The following is a 24,274-nucleotide window of genomic DNA, read 5'->3' as shown; positions in this document are numbered from 1 at the left end:
TTCTTTTCTTACCAACCAGATGAGGCGCCGCCTCCGCCGCCTCCACCACCGGACCAACCACCTCCGCCGCCAAAGCTAGATGAGGAATGGTCAGAATGATGGTGATGATGGTAATGATAATCGTCGACCCACATCCAAAGTAGGCTACCTGGACCGCCTCCGCGGCCACCACGACTGGACTTATCAATAATGATAAAAATAATAACCAGAACAATAATGAGGAAGAAAAATGAACCGACATCATCGTCACTATAAGTTTCTTGACTTTCTAAGCTAGCCAGCTGCTGGGCTCCCAGGTCTGTCCCGTAAAAGCGGTCGCCGATGGAATTGACAATGTAGGTGACACCAGCATCATAGTCCTCCTGGCGGAAAAACTCCCTGGAGGAATCTAAAATATCTTTGGCCTCTATATCCCTGATGACGGTGGCTGCATTGTCCGAGGTCTCTATCCGAAACTGCCTGTCATCTATGGCAATGACCAGCAAAATCCCGTTATCCGTCCCAGAAAATCCCACCTGCCAGTGACGAAAGAGCTCATTGGAAAAACTTTCTAAGTCATCATTCAGATGGTCCGTAACATAGACCCCCACCTGCAATTTTTGACCGGTTCGCTCCCATTCTTGATTCTTTTGGTCAATACTGGCGATCGTATCAGCTGATAGGTAGCCTTGTTGGTCTACTACCGTCGTATCCAGCGGCCGATCTGGCAACTGGGCCGCTCTAACAATTGGCGGAAATAAGGCCAGCAAAACTAGGAGACTGACCAAGATTCCGCCTAGCCATACCACATACTTTCTCATCTCAACACCTCCTTCGGCACAAAAAGACAAGAAATCATCTATTTTCTATATACAATTATATCATATTGTGCACTGTTGAACAATATTTTTTATGTCCCTCTGCAATCTGGGTAAGACACGTTCCTTGAACCAGGGATGCTTGGCCTTCCAGATATTATTTCTAGGAGAAGGATGGGGCAGAGGAAAATAACTGGGCAAATAATCCTCAAAATGTCGGACTCTTTCGCTCAAGTTCCTCTGGGATTTCCCCAAAATAGCTTCCTGAGCATAGCTCCCAATTAAAAGCGTCAGATCAATATGAGGCAAATGTTGCAAGATGAGCGGATGCCACTTGTCAGCGAAGTCCTTGCGCGGTGGCAAGTCACCTGACTTACCCTTACCAGGATAATAAAAATCCATAGGAAGAATGGCAAACAGACCTGAGTCATAAAAGGTTTCTCGGTCTACCCCCAACCAATTCCGAAGATTATCGCCACTAGCATCATCAAAAAGTCGACCTTTTTCTTGTGTTTTCAAACCCGGCGCCTGCCCGATAATCAGAATGCGAGCAGTCTCAGGCGCCTGAAAGAGCGGTTCAATCCCTTGACGTGTAAAAACTTGATTGGCAGGGTCAGACATAATAGCCCGACGAATGGAGGATAGCCGCATATTGTGTCTCCTTAAAAAGACGGAAATCCCGTCTTTTCATCTCTTATTTAATCAACTCGTAAATGGCCTCTGCGTAAATTGCCGCGGCGCGGTAGAGGTCTTCTACATCCGCAAATTCATTGGCCTGGTGCATGGTATCTGTGTAGCCTGGGAACATAGCTCCATAGGCAACGCCACGCTCTAGCAGGCGACCAAAGGTTCCGCCACCGATGACTTGCTCGTGACCTTTCAGTCCTGTGTGTTTCTCATAAACAGACAGGAGAATGGCTACCATTGGGTCGTCAATCGGGCAATAATGCGGTGTGTGACCGTGGGCTGACAGGCTGACACTTTCTACCTCAAATTTCTCCAAGCCAGCCTTGATGACTTCAGGACTGGTGTTTTTTGGATAGCGGAAATTGAGGGCAATGGTGTTGTCTACTGCGCCTGCATCAAACTTGAAGACACCAGCGTTCATGGACAGGGCACCCATTTGCTGGTCGTAGATAGCTACGCCTAATTTTTTCGCATCGTGGTCCTCAAATAGAGTTTCTCCGGCAAGTTCCAAATAAGCCTTGGCTGCACCTTCAAAGGCAAACTGGTTGAGGAATTTAGCCAAGTAGGTCGCCCCATTGACCCCATTTTCTGGGTGGGCACCGTGGGCTGATTTTCCGATGACGGTCACTTGGACACGACCGTCAGACAGATTATCCGCGCTAGCTGACACGCCGTATTCCGCTGAGAAGGCTGCCAATTTATCCTCAAGACTATCTAACTGACCAGAGATGACTGCTGTCGCGGACTCAGGCACCATGTTCTCACGAAGACCGCCTGTAAAGCTATGCAACTGAGCAGCTCCGCTATTTTCCCCAGCAAAATGCAAATAAGCTGTGATGTTGCCCTTTTCACCGTTGATAATCGGGAACTCGGCATCAGGAGAAAATCCGAAATCTGGCAGAGGGAGACCAACGTTTGCGAAGTAATAATCCATGTCCGCCCAGCCCGACTCTTCGTCGGTACCTACGATAAAGCGGACTTTCTTAGAGATTGGCAAGCCCAATTCTTTGATGATTTTCAAACCGTAGTAGCAAGCCATAGTCGGCCCCTTGTCGTCTGACGAACCGCGCGCAAAGAGCTTCCCATCGATGATTTGTGGCTCGTAGGGGTCTGTATTCCAGCCACTACCAGCAGGAACTACATCCAAATGCCCGAAGATACCAAGCACCTCATCGCCTTCACCGAACTCAAAATGTCCAGCATAATTGTCAACATTTTTGGTCGGATAGCCGTCACGCTCAGCAATTTCTAGAAATTTATCCAAGGCACGGACAGGACCCGGTCCGAATGGGTGTTGGGCATCCGCTTGGCTATCGTCGCGCTCCGAATTGATGCGCAAGAGGTCGAATAAATCCGCCATGAATTCATCCTTGCGTTTGTCTACTTCTGCTCTAAAATTGATTGTCATACTGTCTCCTTTGCAATGTAAATGTAAGTCTATTTTATCATAATTTATCATGCAGATATAAAAAAAACTGACCTTTTCCAAGATCAGTTTATTCTTATTCAAATTCCAATTGCGTCTTGTCCGTAAAATAAGACTTGTAGGCTGCGTATGATGCGATAACAGAGGCCAGACTGGTAGCCGACAGGAGCATGAACATGACCATAATCTGGTAACGAATGGCAGCTACAGGGTCAACACCTGCAAAAATCAGACCAGACATCATGCCGGGCAGGCTGACCAGACCAACTGTCTTGGCTGAGTCAATGGTCGGTTGCATTCCCGTTTTGATACTTTCGCGCAAAATGTCCTGCGAAGCCAATTTGGCAGACGCGCCCAAACTCAATTTCTCCAAGACCCGCTGACGATTATCCGTAAAGAGACGGTACATGGCTCGATAGGACAGACCAATGGCCGACATGGCATTGCTAGCTAGCATACCAGAAATAGGAATGACCTGCGAGGGAATGAACTTAATAGCCCCCGCCCAAATCAAAATGCTCAAGGTCAATCCAGTGGAAATCAGAAGCGCAAAAAATGGATGCCAGAAGGACTTGTTGGCGACAGGGTTACGCTTATTGGCCTGACGACTAGCATTGTAGAGAATGACTAGGACCATGACCAAGCTCAACCAGCCATTGGACACTTGAAAGATAAACTTCAAGACATAGCCGACCAGAAAGAGTTGGACCACCGTCCGCAAGACAGCCATCACAATGTCTTTGGTAATTCCCAGCTTTTCCTTTTGGCTGATGCTAAGCGCAATCAAGACCAGACCAAAGACCAAGGCCAGAGAAAGATTGCTTACATTTACTTGGTTCATTGGACAATCCTCCCCTTCTCTACCTGGATAATGGTGCTGGCTGCTGCTATTTCCTCCGCATCATGCGTGACTTCGACAATGGTGTGTCCTGCCTTGTGGTAATCGGCAATCAAGTCATGCACCAAGGCTTTGCTTGTCGCGTCTAATCCAGCCGTCACTTCGTCCAGTAAGAGCACCTGGGGCTCAAAGAGAAGATTGCGGACCAAGGCCACGCGCTGTTTTTCACCGCCCGACAATTCGGAGATTTTCTTGTCTAAAAATGTCGCTGGCAAATCTACCTTGGCAAGAGCTTGAACCGTGCTTTCTTCATCAACATCCAGCTGACGAATCTCAAAAGGAAAGGCAAGGTTATCCCGCACCGTTTGCCCAAAGAGAACCGGCTGCTGGAAACAATAGGAAACCTCTCTGCGGTAGATAGGCATATCCATTTGTGCCAGATCCTGAGACTGGTAGAGGACTTGTCCTTGACTAGGAGAAGTCAACCCTGCCAGCAGTTTTAAAATAGAACTCTTACCAGACCCGGACGGACCAACCAAGGTCAGGCGCTGACCAGCATCTATACTGAGCGTCACATCCTCCAAAATGGTCATGTCCGCATGAACTAAGCCGACGTGATTTAGCTGAAAAATCGGCATTAGTGACCTGCCTCCTCTGCCTCTTCCGCAGCCATTGCAATAGCCTGAGTCTCGTGAATAGTGCCATGCGCATGGTGAGCAGGACCATAGATAGAATAGAGTTTCAAGTCCTCATCGCCAATGTTGATAACATTGTGGTAGGTATCTTTTGGAATTAAAATGGCAAATTCTGGAACTACTTCTGTATCAAGGGTAATATTGTCCGCATCTGTTCCCATGATAACCCGTCCCTTCCCTTGCTCCACGCGCAAGAATTGATCATTTTCAGCATGCACTTCCGCGCCAATATCCCCACCAACTGGAATCGACATGAGGGTCACCTGCAAGAGTTCCCCAGTCCAAAGGGCTGTCCGGTAGTTTGTATTCTCCAAGGTTGCGTCTTCAATATTTGTTACAAATGGTGCTTTACCAAAATCTTTCGTTGTCATCTTATATACCTCTCAAATTGTAATCATTCTAAAGTGTATTTAGAATTGTTATAATTATAGAACTTCATCTGCAACTTGTCAAGAAAGAAATTGAAAAAAATTCATAAAAAAATTGACCAGCTTAACTGATCAATCTTTCCTAGTAAAATGAGCAATTTCTTCTTGGCTGGTCGCATCTACAAAAGCCACCTGCTCTAGATTGCCAATCAGGTCAAATAGGGACTGACTGTTTGACTGGAGCTCCTCTGCCACTTTGTCAGAGGCTTTATCTACCTTCAAAAATACTGTCAATTGATAGGGTTCCTTGTCTGATTGGATTTCGATATGGTCATAAGTATAACCTTCAGGATAATCCTGTAAAGCAGCTAACTGAATGACCTTGCTATTGTCACCAACATAGTCTGTTTTGTGCTGTTCCAGATTCACCTCTTGGCTTTTTTCTGCCTGACAGGCTGCTAAAAAGACGAGGAACAAACAGGAAACAAGAAATAAATATTTTCGCATGACTTTTCCTCCTGAAGCTTATATACTTTAAATTATAAATCCTTACACAAAGCCTGTCAAGAAAATTGACTTCATGTAATGTATACCAAGAACAGGCTGTATCAAGCTACTCTCTGTCACCTTTGTAACGTAAACCCATAGCATTGATAGCGACAATAACCGTTGATAGACTCATGAGCACGGCCGCCAATAAAGGATCCACCATAATACCCATGCTTGGATAAAGGATTCCAGCAGCTAAAGGAATGGCGATGATGTTGTAACCTGCCCCAAACCAGAGATTTTGCCTCATTTTGCTGATGGTTGTCTTGGCAATGCTCAACATATCCAAGACCGCTGATGGATTGGATTGAACCAAGACTACATCTGCAGAGTGGATGGCAACAGAGGTCCCTGCGCCAATGGCAAAGCCTAAATCTGCCGTCGCTAGAGCAGGCGAATCATTGACCCCATCGCCGATGAAAAGAACTGCCCCACGCGCCTGATAGTCCTTGACCAGCTTCGCCTTATCCTCTGGTTTAAGTTCAGCTCGGTAATCTTCTATGCCCAACTGACTGGCCACTTTTTGCGCAGTAGCTGGGTTATCTCCCGTCAACATCACAGGACTAATGCCCTGCGCTTTCAAGCCTTCTACAAAATCTTTAGCATCTTCTTTTATCTGGTCTCCCAAGGCTACAAATCCCAAGACTACACGATCAGCCACCAAAAAACTCAAAGTAAGGCCCAAATCAAGATAAGGTGCAATCACGTCCTGATCCACTGACAAACCTATTTCCTGCAGACCTTTGTAGGACATAATTTCATAAATCCTTCCATCCAAGACGCCTCGAATCCCACTACCAGGGATATTCTCAACTCGTTCTGCTTGATAGAAAAGTGGACCTGCCGCCTCCACAATCGAAAGGGCAATTGGGTGGGTTGAAAGAACTTCTAACGCTGCCATTTTGGCCAGCGTATCTGCTCCCTGAACCAAATCTTGACTGTGGCGAACTTGAAATTTTCCGTCGGTCAAGGTTCCGGTCTTATCCATCAAGGCAAACCGAATCTGGTTAACCTGTTCAAGAGCTGTTCGGTTCTGAACCAAAAGACCATTTTTTGAAGAAATCGTGGTCAATCGCGCCACAACAAGAGGGATGGCTAAACCAAGGGCATGCGGACAGGCAATGACAAAAACAGAAACTGCCATCATCAAGGCAAAGGCAAGATTAGCCGTCATGGTCCAATAAATAAAGGCCAAAATCCCCACAATTAAAGCTGCATAGAAGAGCCAAGAGGCTACGCGGTCAGCCATATTTTCAAGCTTGGATTTCTGGTTTTGCGCTTGACGGACCATTTCGGTCACCTCCGCCAAAAAGCTGTCCTTACCAAGAGTGGTCACTACCATTTCAAAGGGCATGTTTTGATTGAGCGAACCACCGAATACCCTATCCCCCGCCTCTTTTTTGACAGCTCGAGATTCCCCAGTAATCATGGATTCATCAATATGAGCAACACTCAAAATCTTACCATCGGCCGGAATTTTTTCATTTTCCTTGACTAAGAGGAAATCCCCAATCTGCAAGTCCTCTACCGCAACATCTGTCCCATCCTTGAGATGGGCTTTTTTCGGAATGAGAGTGGCCAAGTCTTTCAGGGCATCGCCTGCTCCCATAACTGCCTTCATCTCAATGATATGCCCAATCAGCATAATGACAATCAGCGTAGACAACTCAAACCAAAAGTTCATGCTTTCTTGTCCCAATAGCGCTAAAATTGTTGCATAAACGGAGTAAAGATAGGAAACAATAATCCCCATGGAAATCAGGGTCATCATTGCAGGTTTTTTAGCTTGCAACTCCCCTCTAGCTCCGTTAAAGAAAGGTGTTCCTGAGTAGAAGAAGATAAAAGAACCTAATATCAGCTGGACAAGTTCAACACCCGGAAAACGTAAAAGAGTGAAACCTGCAATTGGGGAAATGGCAAGTAGGGGAATCATGACTGCCACTGCGACTTTGAGTTTTGTATTCATATCCCCCATGTGCATCATGTGCCCACCATGCTCCATCATGTCATGGTCATGCCCTTGGTGATGCTGATGAGCATCATGAGTATGATGAGAATGATGAGAATGATGACTGACGTCAGAGCCCCCTACATGATGATGGTCGTGATGGGCGTGATGGTCAGAATGATGATTGGCGTGAACCCCCTCTTCATGAGGATGCTCCTGCTGATGAGAATGATGGCTGGTCTGACCAACTTCCTCAGAATGCATCATATGTTGGTGTTCCTGCTTATTTTCTTTTGAATGGTTCATAAGATAACTCCTATTTCTGTCTACATTTGTAATCGATTTACAAATGTAGTTTACACTTGTAGTCAAAAAATGTCAACCGATTAGATCAAAAAAACCTAGAATGGGAGTGAACCCAACTAGGTTATACAGTTTATCAAAATCTGCTCATTTCAAATTAAAAACAGTACTAGCTAAGTAATCCGACAGGCATGGAAAAAGGGTATAAAGTTTATGAGCGAGAGCTAGTGACCAAGGCAGGTTGACCTCACGTTTCTTGGTTCCCATAGCCGCGACAATTTTCTTGGCAACGTAATCGGGTTGTAGGAGAAAGGCCTTGACACTCTCTTGATAGGATCCATCTGGATCCGCTTGGTCAAAAAAGCCTGTCGCAATAGGACCTGGATTGACTGTCGTCACCGCAACGCCATACTTAGCTAACTCTAGCCGTATCGTATTTGAAAAACCAATAGCAGCAAACTTGGTTGCTGAATAAACGGATGATTTGGCCGTTGCTACTAGACCAGACATGGAGACAATATTGATGATCTGACCAGACTTTCTAGCCTTCATCCGCTTGCCAACCAGCCGACATAGAGTCATGAGGGCAAAGGTATTGATGTCAAACATAGCTTGGACCTGCTGGCTAGAGAAATTCTCAAAATCATCGTAAATCGCATAGCCAGCATTATTAACCAGAATATCAATCTGCCCATACTGGCTATCTAGCTCCTCAAAGAAAGCTGTCAGAATCGCCTCGTCACGAATATCCACATCAAACACAGCCTTTTTCTCATGATAGGCGTAGAGTTGTTCGATTTTGTCCACGTCGCGACCCAGCAGAATCAGAAAATCATCTGCCAAGAGGGGAACCATTTCCTGCACCAAACCACCTGATGCGCCTGTTATCAAAATGGTTCTCATAGTTCAATTTCCTCCAAGTCCTTGACCACATGAACTTCTTCAAAAATGGTCTTAGCATCGCGTCGTAGCTGACTAACATCCTTGGCCAAGAAACGCGGACTGATATGATTGAGCAAAAGTCGCTTGGCTCCCGCCTCACGCGCCACTTCTGCCGCCTCCATATTGGTTGAATGTCCATGCCGACGCGCCATCTTTTCATCGCCCTTACCATAGGTCGCCTCATGGACCAAGACATCCGCATTGACCGCAAGTCGCACACTGGTATGGCATTTGCGTGTGTCTCCCAAGATTGTCACAACCTTACCCGGACGTGGTGGCGATAGATAATCACTGGCAATGATTTCACGACCGTCCTCTAGGGTAATATTCTCGCCATTTTTGATTTTTCCAAAGAGGGGACCAAAGGGTACACCGGCCGCACGGAGAGCATCCGCATCCAGCGTTCCCTCCAAATCTTTTTGCATGACGCGGTAGCCGACACATGGCACCGTGTGATCCAGCTTGTCTGCGAATACCGTAAATTTGTCCGTCTCAAGAACCTTGCCAACTGTCTCTACGTCAAACTCATGAAAATGAATGCGGTAAGGCAAGCGGGAACCTGACACTTTCAGACTGGCCAAGACAAAGGAACGAATGCCCGTCGGACCATAAATTTCAATATCCGTCTGCTCCTCACTAGACTGGAAAGAACGGCTGGACAAGAACCCGGGCAAACCAAAAATATGATCGCCATGCAGGTGAGTAATGAAAATCTTAGCCACCTTGCGCGGACGAATGGTTGTTTCAAGGATTTGATTTTGCGTTCCTTCGCCACAATCAAAGAGCCAGACCTCATTGATTTCGTCCAAGAGTTTCAAGGCCAAGCTGGACACGTTTCTTGCCTTGGAGGGCTGACCCGCCCCCGTACCTAAAAATTGAATTTGCATTGTTTACTTTCTAATGTTTTATATATAAAATTGCAGAGCGACCCGACCAAGCAACATACCGTTGACCGTCATACTTTTCTGCCGCTTGCAGGACTTCTTCTTGATTGAGACCACTTATTTTGACAAATTGGTCGCTAACAGACACATCCGTCAGAAGAAATTCTGTCTCTTCTGCCATCAAGATAGTCTCATCAAAATCATTGCCTTTCATCCACACCTTGCCTGCTTGCTCAAAGACTACATAGTGAGGGAAAATTTGCGCAATCTCAAACAGCAAATTCTCTGCAACCTCAACGTCCTGCTCGGCAAAGACCTGCGCCAGTCCAGTCCCATCCACATAGGCAAAACCGAAAGCCTTGCCTGATAAATTCAAGCGGACAAAGGGCTTTTCTTCCGCAAAGCTAGGTTCTTTTGGAAAAAGGCTCAGCTGCTGAGATAAAGTCAGATAGTAGTCCGTCGCCTCTTCTGCTCCTTGTTTCTGGTAGATTTCTGCAAAATAGGCATTGATGACCGACGGCGGTGGCGTGATAAAATCCAATTTCTGCTGGTCGGTCAATCCTGCCAATTTTCGAGCCAGATAGACCTTGTCCAGACTGGTGAAGCCACCGTATTGTAAGGCCAAATCAAGATAATCAATCATAAAATTCTTCCAACTTCCATTTATTGCTGGAAGCGATATAGCCTGATACCACTTCCACATCCTCTTCGTAGGTCCGATTTTCTATCAGAGCCAGAGTTGCTAAATCATGCAATTTATAAGATTCAGCAAGTGGCACCCTGACCTCAAACCGTTCAAACATGGTCTTAATCTTAGCCAAGACCATCATCTGGATATGACCTTTGGCATTTTCATCCTTAGCGGACAGCATGACATGCGGAAACTGACTAGGGGTAAAGCTGTCATCGGTCTTGTCCAGCTTGTTATAGAGAGCTAGACGGGGAATGTCCAACATGTCCAAGTCCTTGAGAAGGTCCAAGACCACCTGCTCCTGCTCGGCATGATTAGGGTCAGAGGCGTCGATGACATGGAGCAAGAGGTCCACATTCATGGACTCTTCCAAGGTGGATTTGAAGGCAGAAATCAACTCAGTCGGCAGGTCCTGAATGAAACCAACCGTGTCGGTCAAGGTCACATTAAATTTGTCCGCCAAGTTAATCTGCTTGGTCGTGGCATCAAGTGTGGCAAAAAGTTCATCTGCCTCATACTGTCGCTTATCCGTCATGGCATTCATGATAGTAGACTTGCCAGCATTAGTATAGCCAATCAAACCAATCTTAAAGACACCTGATTGCAGACGACGTTCACGGACAGTCGCTCGGTTTTTCTCCACCGTTTTGAGTTGGCGTTCGATGTCGTGAATCTGGTTGCGAATGCTTCGACGGTTAAGCTCCAACTGGCTTTCACCTGGTCCACGAGAGCCGATTCCCCCTGCCTGACGGCTGAGCATAATCCCCTGACCCACCAAACGAGGCAACATATACTTGAGCTGGGCCAGGTGGACCTGCAGTTTTCCTTCGTGGCTCCGCGCCCGCATGGCAAAAATATCCAAGATCAGCTGCATACGGTCAATGACTTTGACACCTAAAATCTCTTCCAGATTGACATTCTGACGAGGAGTTAATCGATTGTTAACGATGACGGTATCAATCTCATCAGCTTCGACCATCTGAGCAATTTCTTCTAGTTTCCCTGAGCCGACAAAAGTCTTGCTGTCGTATTTTTCCCGTTTCTGGGTATAAACACCCTTGACCAGAGCGCCAGCTGTTTTAGCCAGGCTAGCCAACTCTTCCATGGACATGTCAAAATTATCTGTCTGCTGCAATTCCACTCCGACCAGGAGGGCGCGTTCTTGTTCTTTCTGGGTTTCAATCATCTAAAAATTCCTCCACGGTGCTGAAAATCTGCGACTTGTAATCTGGCTCGCCTACTGAATAAAAGGGGACCTGCATCCGATTTCTGAACCAAGTCAATTGGCGTTTGGCAAAGCGGCGGCTATTTTGCTTGACCTTATCAACAGCTTCTTCTAGGCTGATTTGACCTGCTAAGTATGGGAAAAACTCCTTGTAGCCAATTCCCATAGCAGCTTGGGCTTGGGGATGCTCTTTGAAGAGCCAGCTGACTTCATCCAACAAGCCCGCCGCCATCATCTTATCCACGCGCTGATTGATGCGGTCGTATAGAACCTGTCTGTCATCCGTCAGGCAGATGTAAAGAGGCTCATATTCTGACTCTGTATTTTCTAAGTTTTTGCCAAATTTTTTCAACTCTAACCCACGAATCATTCTCCGTCGGCTGTTTCCCTCGACCGTCAAACCTGCCTGCTCTGCCATTGTTTCCAAATCCTCGTCAGACAAGCAGTCGAGTTCCGCCCGATAAGTAAGAACTTGCTCCTGGTCAACCTGCCCGCCCAGATGGTAGCCTTCTAACAGACTTTGGATGTAAAGTCCCGTACCACCAACGATAACAGGCAACTTGCCACGACTTTTAATGTCAGCAATCAGGGCCTTGGCTTCTGCTACAAATTCATAAGCCGAATAACCATCGGTCACATCCCGGACATCAATCAAATGATGAACTGCTGCCGCCTGCTCCTCTGGACTGGCCTTGGCTGTCCCAATATCCAGCTTGCGGTAGACCTGTTGGCTGTCTCCGCTGATAATTTCGCCCTTATATCGCTTGGCCAGTTCAATTCCCAGCGCTGTTTTTCCCACCGCTGTCGGTCCCAAGACCACAATTACCTTAGTTTTCATCTTTTTCCTTGAAAATTTTTTGTTTTTTCGCTAAAATCTATTATAACACAAGTAAAGGAGAATTCACTATGGCTAAAGGTTTTGGCAAAGGTTTCTTGACAGGCGTTCTTTCTACCGTTGCTGTGGCAGCAGGTGCTATCTTCACCGTTCATAAAACAATTATCGAACCAGAAGAAAAGAAAGAAGCCTTCATTGAAGAAAATCGTAAAAAAGCAGCACGCCGTCGCGTGTCACGTTAAGGAAAAGTTGGATGAAACGTCCAGCTTTTTTCTTTTGGCAGCAACATAAAAACAGCCCAAAACGGACTGTTGACTTCAGCATTTTCCTACAAAATAATCTCTTTCTTCTCAATCAAGACAATGGTCCACATCATGACCAGGGTCACCACTGCTAGTGCCAAAATCAGCGGTAGCCATGACCCAAATACTGGAAAACTATAGCCCAGGAGACCTGGACCAAAGGCAGCAATCAGATAGCCGCCCGTCTGCACCATACCGGATAATTGGGCAGTCGCCTGTGGGTTGCTGGTTTTCAAGGTAAAGCCCAGCATCATATAAGGGAACAATGCACCATTGGTAAAGCTCAAAATCAAATGAATGGCGGTCCAAATGGCAATATTTACAGGCGCTAAGGCCATGAGAGCGAGACCTACTAGAGAAACAGCGGAGATGATTAACATTATCCACCTACGCCCATCCTTGGTCTGACGAGAAAGAATAGCCGGTGTCACCATAGACATGGGAATGGCCATGAGATTGTACATGCCGGACATGAAACCAGCCTCAACCTTGCTAAAACCAATGGACTGAGCAATGGTTGGGAGCCAGGTAATCTCTGTATAGAAGAGCACCGACTGGAGACCACCGAAAATCAGAAAGGCAAGTGCAGCCTTATTTTTCCAAAGGGATTGACCAGATGACTTTTCCTGATTACTTTCAAAACGATGATTGTGGCGGACATTTGGCAGCCAAATCAAAAGAGCCAAAAAGATTACGGCCGTGACCAGATAGATAAAGGTCTGCCATGAAGTCGCCGTAACCACAGGTACTGCCGCCATAGAAGCCGTAGTTCCAGCCACCCCCATCAGGGTCACATAAATAGTGGTATAAAGCCCGATTTTCTTAGGAAAATTGGCTGTCACAATACTTGGCAGCAGGACATTGATAAAGGCAATGGTCCCGCCCAGCAAAACGGTTCCTGCAAACAAGCCCACTAGACCGCTGGCCCGCATTCCTGAGCCAATAGTCATGATGAAGAGCACCAGCGCCATCAACTTTTCCAAGCCTAGCTTGCCAGCCAAGCGCGGTGCCAAGGATGAGCAGAGGGCAAACATAATCAGCGGAATAGAGGTCAGAACCCCCAGCGAGCTGACTTGTACCCCCAAGCCAGCCGCGATGTCCGTCAAAATGGCAGGCAGGGCTGTAAAGGGAGCCCGCATAACCACACCCAGCATAATAATGCCAGCTACCATAAATAGCGATTGTTTTTTCATATCGTGATAGTTGTCCTTTCTCTAACGTTCGGATTTCAGCATTTATGATTATACCATACTTGACAAATGATAGAAAGTTATTCTGTTTTATTTCTGGTTATAGTTTCAAGCTATATCATTTCACATTAAATAACTATTTTTCAAATGGGAAAATTTGCGTTAGAATACAAACATACCAAACGAAAGCGAGAAAATATAACATGACACAATCAAGATTCCTACTAGTTGGCTCCCTCCTCCGCCCTTCAGCCCTTGGGGAATACAAGCGCCAAATCGAAGCGCGTGATGACATCAAGTACCCATTTTACGATGCCTTCGACGGCTACAAGGAGACTGAAACTGAGCTCATCGAGAAAATCGTTGCGGAACAAAAAGAAAATGGTCTCGACATCGTGACTGATGGCGAATTTGGTCGCTCTATGTGGCACCTGGACTTCCTCTGGGGCTTTGAGGGTATCGAGCGTTACATTGCTGATCACGGCTATCCATTTAAAGACCACGATGGCCAGCCTTATGAAACTCGTAAGGACATCGGTCTTCGCATTACTGCTCCACTTTCTTCTAAAAATCACCACTTCATCGATATTTACAAGCAAGTACAAGAATTGGCTGGGGACACGACAACCAAGCAGACTATCTACGGACCAGCTCATGCCTTCAATGAATTGATTATTTTCAACGGTCAGGTTGGACCAGATCAAGTCTACAAGACCCGTGAAGACTTGAAAGAAGGCCTCATTGCTGCCTACAAGGAATTCTTGGACCAGTATAAGGCTGCTGGTGGTCAGATTGTTCAATTTGACGACTGTCTCTGGGAACTCTTCGACCCATCAAATCCTGTGCCATTCTTGCCGCAGGATGACCCAGAAGCATTGGCTGCTCTTGCAGATGAATTTATCGCTATCAATAATGCCGTTGCTGACTACGGTCATGAAATTGGCTTGACAGTCTGGACCCACAACTGCCGTGGTAACTATGAAAGCCGCTCTGCAGCTGGTGGCACTTACGAGGCTATCGCTGAGAAATTCTTGAAAAACCAGCGTTACAGCCGTTTCTTCCTGGAATGGGATGATGAGCGTGCCGGCGATTTGAAAGCTTTGGAAAGCTTGAAAGATTCGGATGTCGAAATTGTTCTGGGTCTGCTTTCAAGTAAGACTTCTGAACTCGACGACGAAGAGCGTGTTTACAAACTCCTCGAAGAGGCCAGCAAAATCATTCCAAAAGAACGCCTCTACCTGTCACATCAGTGCGGTTTTGCATCATGTGACTCTGGCAATGAGCTTGCTATCCCACAACAATGGGCGAAAATCAAACAAGGTCAAGACATTGCAGCCAAATTCTGGGCTGAATAAAGAAGTAAATCAAGGAGCCATCAGCATTGCTGGTGGTTTTCTCATGTTCAAAATCGCCTGACTCACAAAACGACCCTGAAACTCAAGCTACAGGGTTGTTTGTCTATCTAATAAAGTAATTGTGCCAAAATCAAAACCGCAATCAGGGCCAGCAGATGACCGATATTGACAACGATAAAGGAATGCTTCAAGCCCCGCTTCATGCTCAATTTGGCCAGATTATGGAAGGTAATCATAACTCCCGATTGGGGAACAACTGTCAGCACCGCCGAGGCAATAACCGTCACCCTGTGCAAGACCTGGGGATCGATACCCGAATCAAGGTAGGCAGGCAAGAAATTGCTGGCAGCAATCCCTACCGCACCAGACGAAGAGCCAATGATACCACCGATTAGGGCAGTCGACACCGAAAGACTAATCAGGGGCGAACCAGAAATCTGTCCAATCCAGTCTTGGATAAGCAAGAAGCCTGAGGACATGGCCAAGACCGTTCCGAAAGCCACTGTGCTAGAAGTCACAAATGCAGGTAGAACAGATGCCGTTGTCCCTTCATTTAAGAGAGTTTGCTGATTGACCAGATTCTTACGGAAGAGAAGACCTGACGCCAGTATGGCCACCGTTAGCCCCACAACCAAGATATAAGGCGTTTTCTGAAAGATGTAAATAGTTGCAACCAAGCTCAACATGGGCAGGCTTGCCAAAACTATATTAGGAAGATTTGCGTTATCTGTAGTCACAATTTCCTCATCACGCTCAGTATACCCCTCATTTCTCGCCATACTTTTCTTCAAGGCAAACCGCATATAGGTCAAACCAAAAACGACTAAAATTAAGCTTGAAACCAGGCTCAAGAGCGGTGCGGCGGTCAAAGTCGTCCCCAAAACCTTGGTTGGAACCGCATTATGAATGGACGGCGTCCCTGGCAAACTGGACATGGTCAGGGTGCTGACACCTAAAAAAACTGGAATTGGAAATAGTTCCCAATTGATATTCAGCTCCTTAAAGAGCGGTCTCGACAAGGGTAAGAGGGTGAAAATAACCACAAAAAGGCTGACACCCCCATAGGTCAACAAGGAGGCAATCAGGACAATAGCTAGCAATACCTTATAAGGACTTTCCTTACCAACCACTCGCAAAATACTATTGGCAATGGTCTGGGTAGCACCACTTGCTTCCATATACTTGGCCAGTATGGAGCCAAGCATAAAAATCGCAAAGTTATTGATTAAAAAACCAGCCAGGCCAGTCATATATGACTGCTCCTTGCCCAACATGGTCTCTAAAATAGGCATTTGATTGGTCAAAGCCACGATCAAGCTCGCCAAGGGGGCCGCAACCATCACGTTTAGATTCTTTGTGGTCCAATAAATAATGGCCACAATCGCCAAAAATACCCCTACTACTCCTAAAATTATCATAGTTCTCCTTTAATGAAAAGAGGGATTGCTCCCTCTGATTTTTACCTATACTGCCGAATGTCCTCTTTCCCTTGAACCTTTGCCAGCAACTGGACCACTGTCTGCCCTAGAATTGGATGGACATAATCAGCCGCAATATCAGCCAGAGGCTGTAGGACAAAGGCCCGCTCATGGGCATAGGGATGGGGCACCGTCAGCCGTTCGGACTGGATGATTTCCTGCTCCCAGAAAATAATATCCAGGTCAATGGTCCTCTGTCCCCATTTTTCAATACGAACACGGTCCAAGTCCAGTTCGATTTTTTGACAGATTTCCAAAAATGCCAGAGGCTCCAAATCCGTAAAGACCCGACAGGCTAGATTGAGAAAGTCAGCCTGGTCCGTCTTGCCCCAAGCTGGTGTCTCATAAAGAGCCGATATGGCTCCCAGCTGACAGGCAGGATGATTATCCAAACTCTCCAAGGCAGCCTGCAAATAGGCCTCACGGTCCCCCATATTGCCACCAATGCTCAGATAAGCTGTGTATTTCATGGGCGTTCACGCTCCAACTCAATACCAACTGAATCATAGTGGCCAGCGATAGGCGGATTTTCCTTGTGGATGGCCAGCCTGATCTTCTCTACTTTGGGAAATTGGTCAAAAATCTCCTGACAAATCAGCCCTGCCACTTTTTCAATCAGAATATAGGGTTTGCCTTCGACCACTTTTTTCATAGCCTCGAAAACAAGGCCATAATGAACTGTATCTTCCAAATTGTCCGACAAAGAGGCAGCGGTTAAATCCAGAAACAAATCGCAGTCCACCGTAAAAATTTGCCCCAGGGTCTGCTCTTCCTTGAAGGCGCCGTGGTAGCCATAAAATTTGCATTGTTTGAGTGAAATCTTATCCATTCTTGCTCCCATTCACTAATTGGTCCCAGACAGTAACCAGATCTCGATTGGCTTGGACATTGTGGACTCGGACCATTTTACAGCCCTTGGAAATAGCCCAAGCAGACAGGGCTGCCGTTGCCTGATCCCGGTCAGCTGCCAAGGTATTGCCACCCAAAAGATGGTCAACCACCCGCTTACGGGAAATCCCAAAAAGAACTGGATAACCAAGCCCAGTAATCTGCTCCAAGCCTTGGAGAAGATCCAGATTGTGCTGGGCATTTTTGGCAAATCCAAACCCAGGATCCAGCCAAATCTTGTCAGCCGAAATACCAGCTGCTAGGGCTGCCTGAGCCCGCTCCGCTAGAAAATCTCGCACTTCTTGCACAATATCCTCGTAGACTTCCTCTGTTTGATTGTGCATGAGGATAATGGGTACCTGATACTCCGCTGCCAGGGCCAGCATTTCTCCGTCATAGTGACCTGCCCAGACATCATTGAGAATGTCTGCACCAGCCTCCAGAGCCGCACGGGCTGTCCCAGTCTTATAGGTGTCGATAGAAACCAGGCAGTCAAAACGCTCCTTTATAGCACGAATAATCGGTACCACACGGGCGATTTCCTCCTCTTGGGAAACAAATTCCGCCCCCGGTCGGGTAGACTCGCCACCGACATCGATGACCTGGGCACCTGCTGCCAAAAGCTCTTCAGCCTGCGCTAGGGCAGCCTCTACTTCATTAAATTTTCCACCGTCAGAAAAAGAATCCGGCGTGACATTGAGAATGCCCATGATGGACACTTGCTGGTGTAAGTTGTCAATCGACATAGCACCTCCTATTTGTGAATCATGGACAGCAATTCGCGACGCAAAACAGCATCTTCCTTGTATTTTCCAAGAGCAACTGTGGTCACTGTCTTGCTGCCTGGCTTGCGAACACCACGCATACCCATACACATGTGTTCCGCCTCCACCATAACGTAGACGCCTTCTGGCTCCAAGGCGTCCTGAAGGGCATGGGCTACCTGGTGAGTCAAGCGCTCCTGCAATTGTGGACGGCGACTAGCCACTTCCACCGCACGCGCCAATTTGCTGAGGCCTGTCACACGACCCTTGCTAGGTAGATAGGCCACATGTGCCACCCCATAAAAAGGCACCAAATGATGCTCACACATGGAGTGAAAGGGAATATCCTTGACCAAGACCACTTCCTCATGCCCCTCCGAAAAGACCGCCGTAAACTGATCCTTAGGGGCTTCATTGAGACCAGAAAACATCTCCTGGTACATCTTGGCCACACGCTTAGGCGTATCCAGTAGTCCCTCACGGTTAGGGTCCTCGCCCAATAATTCCAACAATTGGTAAATGGTTTGTTCAATTTTCTCTTGCTTTGACATAATACATCCCCTTGTTTAATGTTCTTATTATACCCTAAAAAGGCTCCTAGGAAAAGTCTTACTCCCCTTTGTGATATAATAAAACAAAGAATTGTAAGGAGAGCGCCACATGACCAAGAAACCCGTCCAGTTAGCGACGATTTGCTATATTGACAATGGCAAGGAATTTTTATTACTTCACCGCAACAAGAAAGAAAATGATGTGCATCGCGGCAAGTGGATTGGCGTCGGCGGAAAATTAGAAGCCGGTGAGACCCCTCAGGCCTGCGCAACCCGTGAAGTCTTGGAAGAGACAGGCCTTACGGCCACCAAGTTGGCTCTGAAAGGCATTATTACCTTCCCTGACTTCACCCCCAATATGGATTGGTACACCTATGTCTTCAAGATTACCGAGTTTGAAGGCAACCTAATCGACTGTAACGAAGGAGATTTGGAGTGGGTACCCTATGACCAGGTCCTATCCAAGCCCACCTGGGAAGGCGATCGGCATTTCCAAGAATGGCTCTTAGAAAACAAGCCCTTCTTCTCCGCCTGTTTCCGCTATGACGGAGATAACTTACTAGACTACTCAGTGGATTTTTATGAGTGATAAACATCTTAAAACCTGCAAGTCAGCTGACCTGCAGGTTTTAAGTTATTCTGATACTGGTTGCTCTGCTTGAGATTGAGCCCGCTTGCCTTCATCAAGGAGGGCTGCAATAATCTTCTGGTCACGCAGTTTGACGGAATCGTTGATGGTCTCAGCTGAGTGGATAATAGCCGCCTCCAACTCACGGCGTTTCCGACGCCCTTCATCAATAGCGGCGATGATGCCGTTGTTCTGGGCTACTAGACTTTCAGCCAATTTTGTCACCGACTGAACAGCTAGGGTCGGATTTTGAGCTGTGCGTTCCATCATCGGAATGGCTTCCTTAGACGTTTCTGCCAGCATCTGAAGAGCAGCATTATTGGCATTGACGATGGCATCAGCCGTCTGGCTGGACTTTATGGACTGTTGCAAAATACCTAACTGGGCGATGGATAACTTCATGGTCGGAATGGTATTGCGACGGAGCATGCCTAAACGCTGTTTCATATCGGACGATACCTTGACCAGATTCCGCATCTGCGGTGTCGTTGTCCAGGCCACATAGAGACGGCTCAGATATTCAGAATGCTGCTGCTCCAAAATATTGGCCACTTCTGTGATCCGCGCCAGCTTTTCAGAGGCTACCTGATAGTCAACAGTGGTCGGAACCAGGCTAGCCAGTCTTTCCTGCTCTGCTCTTGCTCGCTGAGCGGCCTCTTGACCTGTCGCCTCGATAAAGGCAATGACACCGACCAGATTCTCGATAGACTTGGTATTGTTTTCAATCAAGAGCTCGGCAGAAACGATATTGCGCGAGAGAACTTCTTCCTGCTTGACCACGCTGGCTGCCATAGTGTCCATTTTCTTTTCGATGGTCTGGGAATCGAAGTAAAATTCCTGCAAGTCGTTCTTGGTCTGCTTGAAAAGACGCTGGAAGAAACCAGGCTTCTTCTCCAATTCAGCAGTGCTTGAAATGTCCTTATACTTGGCCACAAAGCCGTTAAGTTCACGGTTGGTATTGGCCAAAAGCTCATCCACCTGCGGAATTTCAATCTTCTTCTGCTCACTCAAGATGTGGTTGACCGTTGCATTGACCTCCTCAACCGCCTCCTTGCCAAAGTCCAGGAGGGCGTTCTGGTTAGATACAAAATTATCCACCAACTGCGGTGCCTTGGCCTGAATCCCGGCCTGCTGTTCAGGTGTCAATTGGGCAAGGAAGGATACTTTCTGACTGTCACCAATGGGCGTAGCCTGGATGATTTCCGTTGTCTTGTCCTTCTGGTTCAAGCCGTTGCTGGCAATGGCATCTATATCAAAATTAAATCCTGACATCTTATTCCTCTACTTTCTTGTCACGTTTCATCATACGCAGGCTGACTTCAAAATCCTGCATATCGGCTTCGTTAAACTGGCGAATGGTATTATCCAAGTCACTATCAAAGGTCTCCATGGCAGATTTTGCCTGGGCCAAACGTTCTTCCGCATTGAAATAATCCTTGGGAGACTGCTTGATTTTCATATACCCCTGCAAAATATCCTGGAAACGCTGCATATTGGCCTCATGAATGGCCGTCAGCTCTTCCTTCTTATCCGTTGTCGCCTCTAATTTCTCTAAAATAACTAGATGATCCCGTTGGATATTGCAGTAGGTCTCAAGAATTTCCGGCGTCAGGTCCGCAATCCACTCCTGCTCCGTCAGCTCCTGCTTGGCTTGAACGAAAGGCTCTGCCTCCTTGACAGGCTCCGCTGACTTTTCAGGAAGTTTGAGCTGATACTTGAGCTGGAGGGTGTCCACAACTTCCTTACTCTTATAGGCATCTAGGTACTTACCAACCTTTTGATAGACTTGGTCCAGCTCAAAGAGTTCTGCCAGCAAGCGTCCCCGCAATTGCAGAACCGCCTTGTCCTCCCCATTTTCAGCCAAGAGCTGCTGGTGCTTGGAAAATCCCGCACTGATAGACCATACCAGATTTTCCAAGCGCTGGATAGATGAACGGTTAAGCATACGATGAACCGCAGGACGATTCTTCACATAGAGATAAACCAGTCCCAGAGGCAAAATAATATACCAAAAATTTATCAAAATCCCCAAGACAATGAACAGGGCAAGGATAGAGCCCCAACCATCATCTTTTTTATAGCGTTTTTTACCCATACGTTTTCCTCATTTTTCCATTATATTATATCATATTCCTCCTCATCTATGAAAAATTTACCAAAGAAAAAAGCCGGGTTTCCCCAACTTTTTAGAAGGCCTTGGCCTGGGTTGCTTGGATGCTGTCAATGGAAATGCCAGAGGTGGCAAACAGGTTCTCCAATTCCTCTACAGCGATGCGGCCTTCGATTTGAACCTCGATAACCACATTGCCTTTTTTAGTCTGTAATTGAACGGTGCTAATGATATTGTAGCCCTTGTCAGAAATAATCTTGATAATCTTCGCAAGCTCACCAGCCTTATTTTCAACTAGGAAACGAGCCCGCACGCCCTCTTCTCCATAGCCTGAAACGTGGAGGAAGGCAGCAAAGATATCGCGGTCTGTGATGACACCGTAGAGCTGACCATTGTCCACAACCGGCAGGATGCCCACCTTGTTTTTATACATGAGGTAGACTGCATCCTCCAAGCTGGCATAGCCTGAAATTGTGATGACGTCCTTAATCATGACATCCTTGACCTTGGTCTTGTTGAGCAGGTAGTTCATCTCGTAGATAGACAGGCTGGTCGCCTTTGACGGACTAGCTTCTGCTATGGTACCTTCTGTCACCAAACCGACCAATTTATCATTTTCAATGACCGGCAAGCGGTGCAAATCCTGCTCACGCATGATGTCTGCAGCATGGGCGATCGTTGTATCTGGTGAAATGTAAACAACCTTACGGGTCATAAAATCTTTAACGGACATGGAACTTCCTCCTCGATATTTTCTACTCCTATTATAGCAAAAAACGAAAACGATTTCAATATCTTATGAAAAGAAATGAAAATCAGTGATCAACGACCACTGATTTGTTAGAAACTAGATTCACAAGTAAGGCACTTTAAGTTTTTTGATGGAATACTGACTGTATTTCGAGAAAAAACGAACGAAACTTGCCTTAGCTCAGGTGCCGAATTGTGAGTACAGGTTCTAAAATTATACACCCTTAACTGCGAAATAGATCCCGCTTGGGCAGGCAAAGTTAAAGTTAGGGAAGGGCTGTTCATTGACTGGGCTGCAGGTATCTGTCAAACCAGCGATGCACTCCTGAAGGCCTGCAATATCGGATGTTTCAAACAAGACGCTCGGTACATTGTCCAACACCTCTGGCGATACTTGAGCGATAAATTCCTTGGCATAAACCGTAATCGTAGTCGTCGCATCCGCATGAGACTTCATGTCAAAGGTCTCAAAGCCCATCATCTCCGCTTCATTTTCAATGACAAAACCTGCCGCTGACCAAAAACTTTTTTCTGCCGCCACATCATCCACATAGAGCATGAGGCCCAATTCTTTATTAAACATCTGTTATCCTCTTTCTAAAACGATACTGCTAATCATAGCAAGATATGGTTCAAATTGCAAGAATGAATTCCTAACCTTCTAGCGATTTGTCGGCTGCCTGGGCCAGTCTCGCTTCTTCCAACTCAGCCTGCTCACGCGCCTGCTTTTTCAGACTCTTAATCTCGCTCTTCAAGCCCATATTTTTTGCCATTCCAAGCAAATATTGGATGACCAAGCCAAGAAATACAGAGCCGAGAATGACCAAAATCAAGGGCAGACGGAAATAACCAAAGATATAATTGACCTTGACAACCTGTTGGTTAGCCAAAGACAAGACCACCGTCAGAACGATAATAACCAGTAAGCCGATTAGGGATAGTTTTTTCTTCATATAGCACCTCTTTCATCTGTCAGTCTATCATAAAACAGGAATCGTGACAAGGAAGGGGGATTGGGAATTGTATAGGAATATTTTCAGAAATTACTGCTTTATTTTTTTACATATAAACAGGCAGATGAATCAAATGAAACACCTGCCTATTCTCAATTTTTTTCATTTTCCAAAGAAACTATTCCCTGAAAAATAAGGAGGAACCTATGACAAAATATCAGTAAACAATCATAGTTTTATCATCCAACATAAGCAACGCTACCTCTTGATATAAGTATATATCCTCATTATAATTTTTGCAACAAGTTTTTAGTTTGATATTTGTAAATAGGATACAATTTTTAAACTCTCAAAACTAAGAAGACACAAAAACATACTAAGATTAGTAGTGAGGAAATCTCCGACGGGAGAAAGTACTCACTACTTTTTCTTTATGATAAAGTAGAGGTGTCTTGTTAAGTCGTAGGGCTTTTTGACGCTAGACGTCGCAACAAAAACTGGCAAGACACCTGTTTTAGAAAGAATGTTATCAAAGTATGTGGGACGCCAGACGTCGAGTATTGAAAATGACATCACTAAAACAAGGAATCATTCAAGACAAAGAGGTAATATCATGCGAGTAGTATTTGGGATTGACGTGAGTAAAGTAAGTTCAGAAGTAGCCATTCTAGTTAACGGCGAGAAAGTTCATGGCTATACCATGTCCAATGATGCCATTGGCTTTTCTCGGCTACTTGGCGATTTGAAAACCGTCCACAAGCCAGAAATCATCTTTGAAGCAACAGGCGTCTATTCTCGTCGTCTTCAAACTTTTCTGGATGAACATGGCTACGCTTATACACGACTCAATCCCTTAGAAGCCAAGAAGCAACTGGATAGCTTGCGTGTGAGAAAAACAGATCAAATTGACGCCGAAAAACTAGCTCAATCTCAGTTTGTACTGAATCGTAAAACGACGTATGTCCAAAAAGAAGTCTACCAAAACTTGCGGGATCTCAGCCGTTTCTATCAGAATCTGACCGAGGACATCGTTCGAGCTAAAAATCGTCTGCACAAGGTCTTACAGGTCACTTTCCCTGAATTGGAAACTATCTTGTCAACGCCAACTGGGGAACAA

General features: G+C 46.2%; 28 protein-coding genes. 4 read left to right on the top strand and 24 right to left on the bottom strand.

The window, feature by feature from the left end:
- Positions 1–8: 8 nt before the first annotated feature.
- From ACHBGV_RS06670 to miaA, 13 genes are all read right to left on the bottom strand, one after another.
- Positions 9–800 (bottom strand): TPM domain-containing protein, encoded by a 792-nt coding sequence (locus ACHBGV_RS06670; RefSeq protein WP_394735939.1) that lies wholly within the window; start codon positions 798–800, stop codon positions 9–11.
- A gap of 60 nt (positions 801–860) precedes the next feature.
- Complete coding sequence (locus tag ACHBGV_RS06665; RefSeq protein WP_394735938.1) at positions 861–1,448, bottom strand: uracil-DNA glycosylase family protein; 588 nt, start codon at positions 1,446–1,448, stop codon at positions 861–863.
- Between the two features lie 43 nt (positions 1,449–1,491).
- Positions 1,492–2,892, bottom strand: coding sequence for a dipeptidase PepV (pepV, locus tag ACHBGV_RS06660; RefSeq protein WP_394735937.1), 1,401 nt, complete (start codon positions 2,890–2,892; stop codon positions 1,492–1,494).
- A 94-nt stretch (positions 2,893–2,986) separates the two neighbouring features.
- Positions 2,987–3,751: an ABC transporter permease gene (locus ACHBGV_RS06655; RefSeq protein WP_394735936.1), complete on the bottom strand. Its 765-nt coding sequence runs from the start codon at positions 3,749–3,751 to the stop codon at positions 2,987–2,989.
- Positions 3,748–4,386 (bottom strand): ATP-binding cassette domain-containing protein, encoded by a 639-nt coding sequence (locus ACHBGV_RS06650; protein WP_394735935.1) that lies wholly within the window; start codon positions 4,384–4,386, stop codon positions 3,748–3,750. Before ACHBGV_RS06650 ends, ACHBGV_RS06655 begins: the two co-directional genes overlap by 4 nt.
- A complete protein-coding gene (locus tag ACHBGV_RS06645) occupies positions 4,386–4,814 on the bottom strand; it encodes a cupin domain-containing protein (RefSeq protein ID WP_172079226.1) in 429 nt (142 codons plus the stop codon). The genes ACHBGV_RS06650 and ACHBGV_RS06645 overlap by 1 nt, the downstream gene beginning before the upstream one ends.
- A 129-nt stretch (positions 4,815–4,943) precedes the next feature.
- Positions 4,944–5,318 (bottom strand): DUF4825 domain-containing protein, encoded by a 375-nt coding sequence (locus ACHBGV_RS06640; protein WP_394735934.1) that lies wholly within the window; start codon positions 5,316–5,318, stop codon positions 4,944–4,946.
- Between the two features lie 106 nt (positions 5,319–5,424).
- Entirely contained in the window at positions 5,425–7,614 is a 2,190-nt protein-coding gene (locus ACHBGV_RS06635; protein ID WP_394735933.1) for a copper-translocating P-type ATPase, read from the bottom strand.
- Positions 7,615–7,758: 144 nt separating this feature from the next.
- On the bottom strand, positions 7,759–8,514 hold the full coding sequence (locus ACHBGV_RS06630) for an SDR family NAD(P)-dependent oxidoreductase (RefSeq protein WP_172096174.1): 756 nt from the start codon (positions 8,512–8,514) through the stop codon (positions 7,759–7,761).
- Entirely contained in the window at positions 8,511–9,440 is a 930-nt protein-coding gene (rnz, locus tag ACHBGV_RS06625) for a ribonuclease Z (protein ID WP_105110466.1), read from the bottom strand. Before rnz ends, ACHBGV_RS06630 begins: the two co-directional genes overlap by 4 nt.
- Before the next feature lie 10 nt (positions 9,441–9,450).
- Positions 9,451–10,080 carry a cystathionine beta-lyase gene (locus ACHBGV_RS06620; RefSeq protein ID WP_394735932.1) on the bottom strand — a complete coding sequence of 210 codons (630 nt, stop codon included), beginning with the start codon at positions 10,078–10,080 and terminating at the stop codon, positions 9,451–9,453.
- Complete coding sequence (hflX, locus tag ACHBGV_RS06615; RefSeq protein ID WP_394735931.1) at positions 10,073–11,314, bottom strand: GTPase HflX; 1,242 nt, start codon at positions 11,312–11,314, stop codon at positions 10,073–10,075. Before hflX ends, ACHBGV_RS06620 begins: the two co-directional genes overlap by 8 nt.
- Positions 11,307–12,191 (bottom strand): tRNA (adenosine(37)-N6)-dimethylallyltransferase MiaA, encoded by an 885-nt coding sequence (gene miaA, locus ACHBGV_RS06610; RefSeq protein ID WP_394735930.1) that lies wholly within the window; start codon positions 12,189–12,191, stop codon positions 11,307–11,309. The genes hflX and miaA overlap by 8 nt, the downstream gene beginning before the upstream one ends.
- 68 nt (positions 12,192–12,259) lie before the next feature.
- Here miaA and ACHBGV_RS06605 point away from each other — a divergent pair, with 68 nt between their 5' ends.
- Positions 12,260–12,430 carry a DUF3042 family protein gene (locus ACHBGV_RS06605; protein ID WP_105122767.1) on the top strand — a complete coding sequence of 57 codons (171 nt, stop codon included), beginning with the start codon at positions 12,260–12,262 and terminating at the stop codon, positions 12,428–12,430.
- An 86-nt stretch (positions 12,431–12,516) separates the two neighbouring features.
- Here ACHBGV_RS06605 and ACHBGV_RS06600 read toward each other — a convergent pair whose 3' ends face one another.
- A complete protein-coding gene (locus ACHBGV_RS06600) occupies positions 12,517–13,683 on the bottom strand; it encodes an MFS transporter (protein WP_394735929.1) in 1,167 nt (388 codons plus the stop codon).
- 200 nt (positions 13,684–13,883) lie between these two features.
- On the opposite strand from ACHBGV_RS06600, the gene ACHBGV_RS06595 reads away from it, so the two are divergent.
- On the top strand, positions 13,884–15,035 hold the full coding sequence (locus tag ACHBGV_RS06595) for a cobalamin-independent methionine synthase II family protein (RefSeq protein ID WP_172067052.1): 1,152 nt from the start codon (positions 13,884–13,886) through the stop codon (positions 15,033–15,035).
- A 107-nt stretch (positions 15,036–15,142) separates the two neighbouring features.
- Here ACHBGV_RS06595 and ACHBGV_RS06590 read toward each other — a convergent pair whose 3' ends face one another.
- From ACHBGV_RS06590 to folE, 5 genes are read right to left on the bottom strand one after another with little or no spacing between them, the layout of a single operon-like run.
- Complete coding sequence (locus tag ACHBGV_RS06590) at positions 15,143–16,453, bottom strand: GntP family permease (protein WP_257104334.1); 1,311 nt, start codon at positions 16,451–16,453, stop codon at positions 15,143–15,145.
- 41 nt (positions 16,454–16,494) lie between these two features.
- Positions 16,495–16,983 (bottom strand): 2-amino-4-hydroxy-6-hydroxymethyldihydropteridine diphosphokinase, encoded by a 489-nt coding sequence (gene folK / locus ACHBGV_RS06585; RefSeq protein ID WP_172096182.1) that lies wholly within the window; start codon positions 16,981–16,983, stop codon positions 16,495–16,497.
- Positions 16,980–17,342 (bottom strand): dihydroneopterin aldolase, encoded by a 363-nt coding sequence (gene folB, locus ACHBGV_RS06580; protein ID WP_105122762.1) that lies wholly within the window; start codon positions 17,340–17,342, stop codon positions 16,980–16,982. Before folB ends, folK begins: the two co-directional genes overlap by 4 nt.
- On the bottom strand, positions 17,335–18,147 hold the full coding sequence (folP, locus tag ACHBGV_RS06575; protein ID WP_394735928.1) for a dihydropteroate synthase: 813 nt from the start codon (positions 18,145–18,147) through the stop codon (positions 17,335–17,337). Before folP ends, folB begins: the two co-directional genes overlap by 8 nt.
- Before the next feature lie 8 nt (positions 18,148–18,155).
- Complete coding sequence (gene folE / locus ACHBGV_RS06570) at positions 18,156–18,716, bottom strand: GTP cyclohydrolase I FolE (protein WP_105122760.1); 561 nt, start codon at positions 18,714–18,716, stop codon at positions 18,156–18,158.
- A gap of 109 nt (positions 18,717–18,825) precedes the next feature.
- Between folE and ACHBGV_RS06565 the strand changes: the two genes are divergently transcribed.
- A complete protein-coding gene (locus ACHBGV_RS06565; RefSeq protein WP_257117854.1) occupies positions 18,826–19,305 on the top strand; it encodes an 8-oxo-dGTP diphosphatase in 480 nt (159 codons plus the stop codon).
- A 45-nt stretch (positions 19,306–19,350) separates the two neighbouring features.
- Here the strand turns inward: ACHBGV_RS06565 and ACHBGV_RS06560 are convergent, their stop codons facing one another.
- The 5 genes from ACHBGV_RS06560 to ACHBGV_RS06540 form a co-directional block, all read right to left on the bottom strand.
- Positions 19,351–20,616, bottom strand: coding sequence for a toxic anion resistance protein (locus tag ACHBGV_RS06560; protein WP_394735927.1), 1,266 nt, complete (start codon positions 20,614–20,616; stop codon positions 19,351–19,353).
- 1 nt (position 20,617) lies between these two features.
- Positions 20,618–21,439 (bottom strand): hypothetical protein, encoded by an 822-nt coding sequence (locus tag ACHBGV_RS06555; protein ID WP_170238517.1) that lies wholly within the window; start codon positions 21,437–21,439, stop codon positions 20,618–20,620.
- 91 nt (positions 21,440–21,530) lie between these two features.
- On the bottom strand, positions 21,531–22,187 hold the full coding sequence (locus tag ACHBGV_RS06550; RefSeq protein WP_167784989.1) for a CBS domain-containing protein: 657 nt from the start codon (positions 22,185–22,187) through the stop codon (positions 21,531–21,533).
- A gap of 231 nt (positions 22,188–22,418) precedes the next feature.
- On the bottom strand, positions 22,419–22,787 hold the full coding sequence (locus ACHBGV_RS06545; RefSeq protein ID WP_394735926.1) for a glyoxalase: 369 nt from the start codon (positions 22,785–22,787) through the stop codon (positions 22,419–22,421).
- Between the two features lie 70 nt (positions 22,788–22,857).
- Positions 22,858–23,157 carry a lipopolysaccharide assembly protein LapA domain-containing protein gene (locus ACHBGV_RS06540; RefSeq protein ID WP_105161178.1) on the bottom strand — a complete coding sequence of 100 codons (300 nt, stop codon included), beginning with the start codon at positions 23,155–23,157 and terminating at the stop codon, positions 22,858–22,860.
- 613 nt (positions 23,158–23,770) lie between these two features.
- Here ACHBGV_RS06540 and ACHBGV_RS06535 point away from each other — a divergent pair.
- Positions 23,771–24,274 (top strand): IS110 family transposase (locus tag ACHBGV_RS06535; RefSeq protein WP_394735925.1); only part of this gene is annotated, 504 nt, incomplete at its 3' end.

It is taken from the genome of Streptococcus sp. A34, assembly GCF_043674115.1.
Taxonomy (GTDB): Bacteria; Bacillota; Bacilli; order Lactobacillales; family Streptococcaceae; genus Streptococcus; species Streptococcus suis_V.
This window is presented reverse-complemented; position numbering and strand designations above follow the sequence as displayed.

What these genes read in the sequence shown, in the direction of transcription:
- ACHBGV_RS06670 (WP_394735939.1), bottom strand. Translation starts at nt 800, where the DNA reads ATGAGAAAGTATGTGGTATGGCTAGGCGGAATCTTGGTCAGTCTCCTA.
- ACHBGV_RS06665 (WP_394735938.1), bottom strand. Translation starts at nt 1,448, where the DNA reads ATGCGGCTATCCTCCATTCGTCGGGCTATTATGTCTGACCCTGCCAAT.
- pepV (WP_394735937.1), bottom strand. Translation starts at nt 2,892, where the DNA reads ATGACAATCAATTTTAGAGCAGAAGTAGACAAACGCAAGGATGAATTC.
- ACHBGV_RS06655 (WP_394735936.1), bottom strand. Translation starts at nt 3,751, where the DNA reads ATGAACCAAGTAAATGTAAGCAATCTTTCTCTGGCCTTGGTCTTTGGT.
- ACHBGV_RS06650 (WP_394735935.1), bottom strand. Translation starts at nt 4,386, where the DNA reads ATGCCGATTTTTCAGCTAAATCACGTCGGCTTAGTTCATGCGGACATG.
- ACHBGV_RS06645 (WP_172079226.1), bottom strand. Translation starts at nt 4,814, where the DNA reads ATGACAACGAAAGATTTTGGTAAAGCACCATTTGTAACAAATATTGAA.
- ACHBGV_RS06640 (WP_394735934.1), bottom strand. Translation starts at nt 5,318, where the DNA reads ATGCGAAAATATTTATTTCTTGTTTCCTGTTTGTTCCTCGTCTTTTTA.
- ACHBGV_RS06635 (WP_394735933.1), bottom strand. Translation starts at nt 7,614, where the DNA reads ATGAACCATTCAAAAGAAAATAAGCAGGAACACCAACATATGATGCAT.
- ACHBGV_RS06630 (WP_172096174.1), bottom strand. Translation starts at nt 8,514, where the DNA reads ATGAGAACCATTTTGATAACAGGCGCATCAGGTGGTTTGGTGCAGGAA.
- rnz (WP_105110466.1), bottom strand. Translation starts at nt 9,440, where the DNA reads ATGCAAATTCAATTTTTAGGTACGGGGGCGGGTCAGCCCTCCAAGGCA.
- ACHBGV_RS06620 (WP_394735932.1), bottom strand. Translation starts at nt 10,080, where the DNA reads ATGATTGATTATCTTGATTTGGCCTTACAATACGGTGGCTTCACCAGT.
- hflX (WP_394735931.1), bottom strand. Translation starts at nt 11,314, where the DNA reads ATGATTGAAACCCAGAAAGAACAAGAACGCGCCCTCCTGGTCGGAGTG.
- miaA (WP_394735930.1), bottom strand. Translation starts at nt 12,191, where the DNA reads ATGAAAACTAAGGTAATTGTGGTCTTGGGACCGACAGCGGTGGGAAAA.
- ACHBGV_RS06605 (WP_105122767.1), top strand. Translation starts at nt 12,260, where the DNA reads ATGGCTAAAGGTTTTGGCAAAGGTTTCTTGACAGGCGTTCTTTCTACC.
- ACHBGV_RS06600 (WP_394735929.1), bottom strand. Translation starts at nt 13,683, where the DNA reads ATGAAAAAACAATCGCTATTTATGGTAGCTGGCATTATTATGCTGGGT.
- ACHBGV_RS06595 (WP_172067052.1), top strand. Translation starts at nt 13,884, where the DNA reads ATGACACAATCAAGATTCCTACTAGTTGGCTCCCTCCTCCGCCCTTCA.
- ACHBGV_RS06590 (WP_257104334.1), bottom strand. Translation starts at nt 16,453, where the DNA reads ATGATAATTTTAGGAGTAGTAGGGGTATTTTTGGCGATTGTGGCCATT.
- folK (WP_172096182.1), bottom strand. Translation starts at nt 16,983, where the DNA reads ATGAAATACACAGCTTATCTGAGCATTGGTGGCAATATGGGGGACCGT.
- folB (WP_105122762.1), bottom strand. Translation starts at nt 17,342, where the DNA reads ATGGATAAGATTTCACTCAAACAATGCAAATTTTATGGCTACCACGGC.
- folP (WP_394735928.1), bottom strand. Translation starts at nt 18,147, where the DNA reads ATGTCGATTGACAACTTACACCAGCAAGTGTCCATCATGGGCATTCTC.
- folE (WP_105122760.1), bottom strand. Translation starts at nt 18,716, where the DNA reads ATGTCAAAGCAAGAGAAAATTGAACAAACCATTTACCAATTGTTGGAA.
- ACHBGV_RS06565 (WP_257117854.1), top strand. Translation starts at nt 18,826, where the DNA reads ATGACCAAGAAACCCGTCCAGTTAGCGACGATTTGCTATATTGACAAT.
- ACHBGV_RS06560 (WP_394735927.1), bottom strand. Translation starts at nt 20,616, where the DNA reads ATGTCAGGATTTAATTTTGATATAGATGCCATTGCCAGCAACGGCTTG.
- ACHBGV_RS06555 (WP_170238517.1), bottom strand. Translation starts at nt 21,439, where the DNA reads ATGGGTAAAAAACGCTATAAAAAAGATGATGGTTGGGGCTCTATCCTT.
- ACHBGV_RS06550 (WP_167784989.1), bottom strand. Translation starts at nt 22,187, where the DNA reads ATGTCCGTTAAAGATTTTATGACCCGTAAGGTTGTTTACATTTCACCA.
- ACHBGV_RS06545 (WP_394735926.1), bottom strand. Translation starts at nt 22,787, where the DNA reads ATGTTTAATAAAGAATTGGGCCTCATGCTCTATGTGGATGATGTGGCG.
- ACHBGV_RS06540 (WP_105161178.1), bottom strand. Translation starts at nt 23,157, where the DNA reads ATGAAGAAAAAACTATCCCTAATCGGCTTACTGGTTATTATCGTTCTG.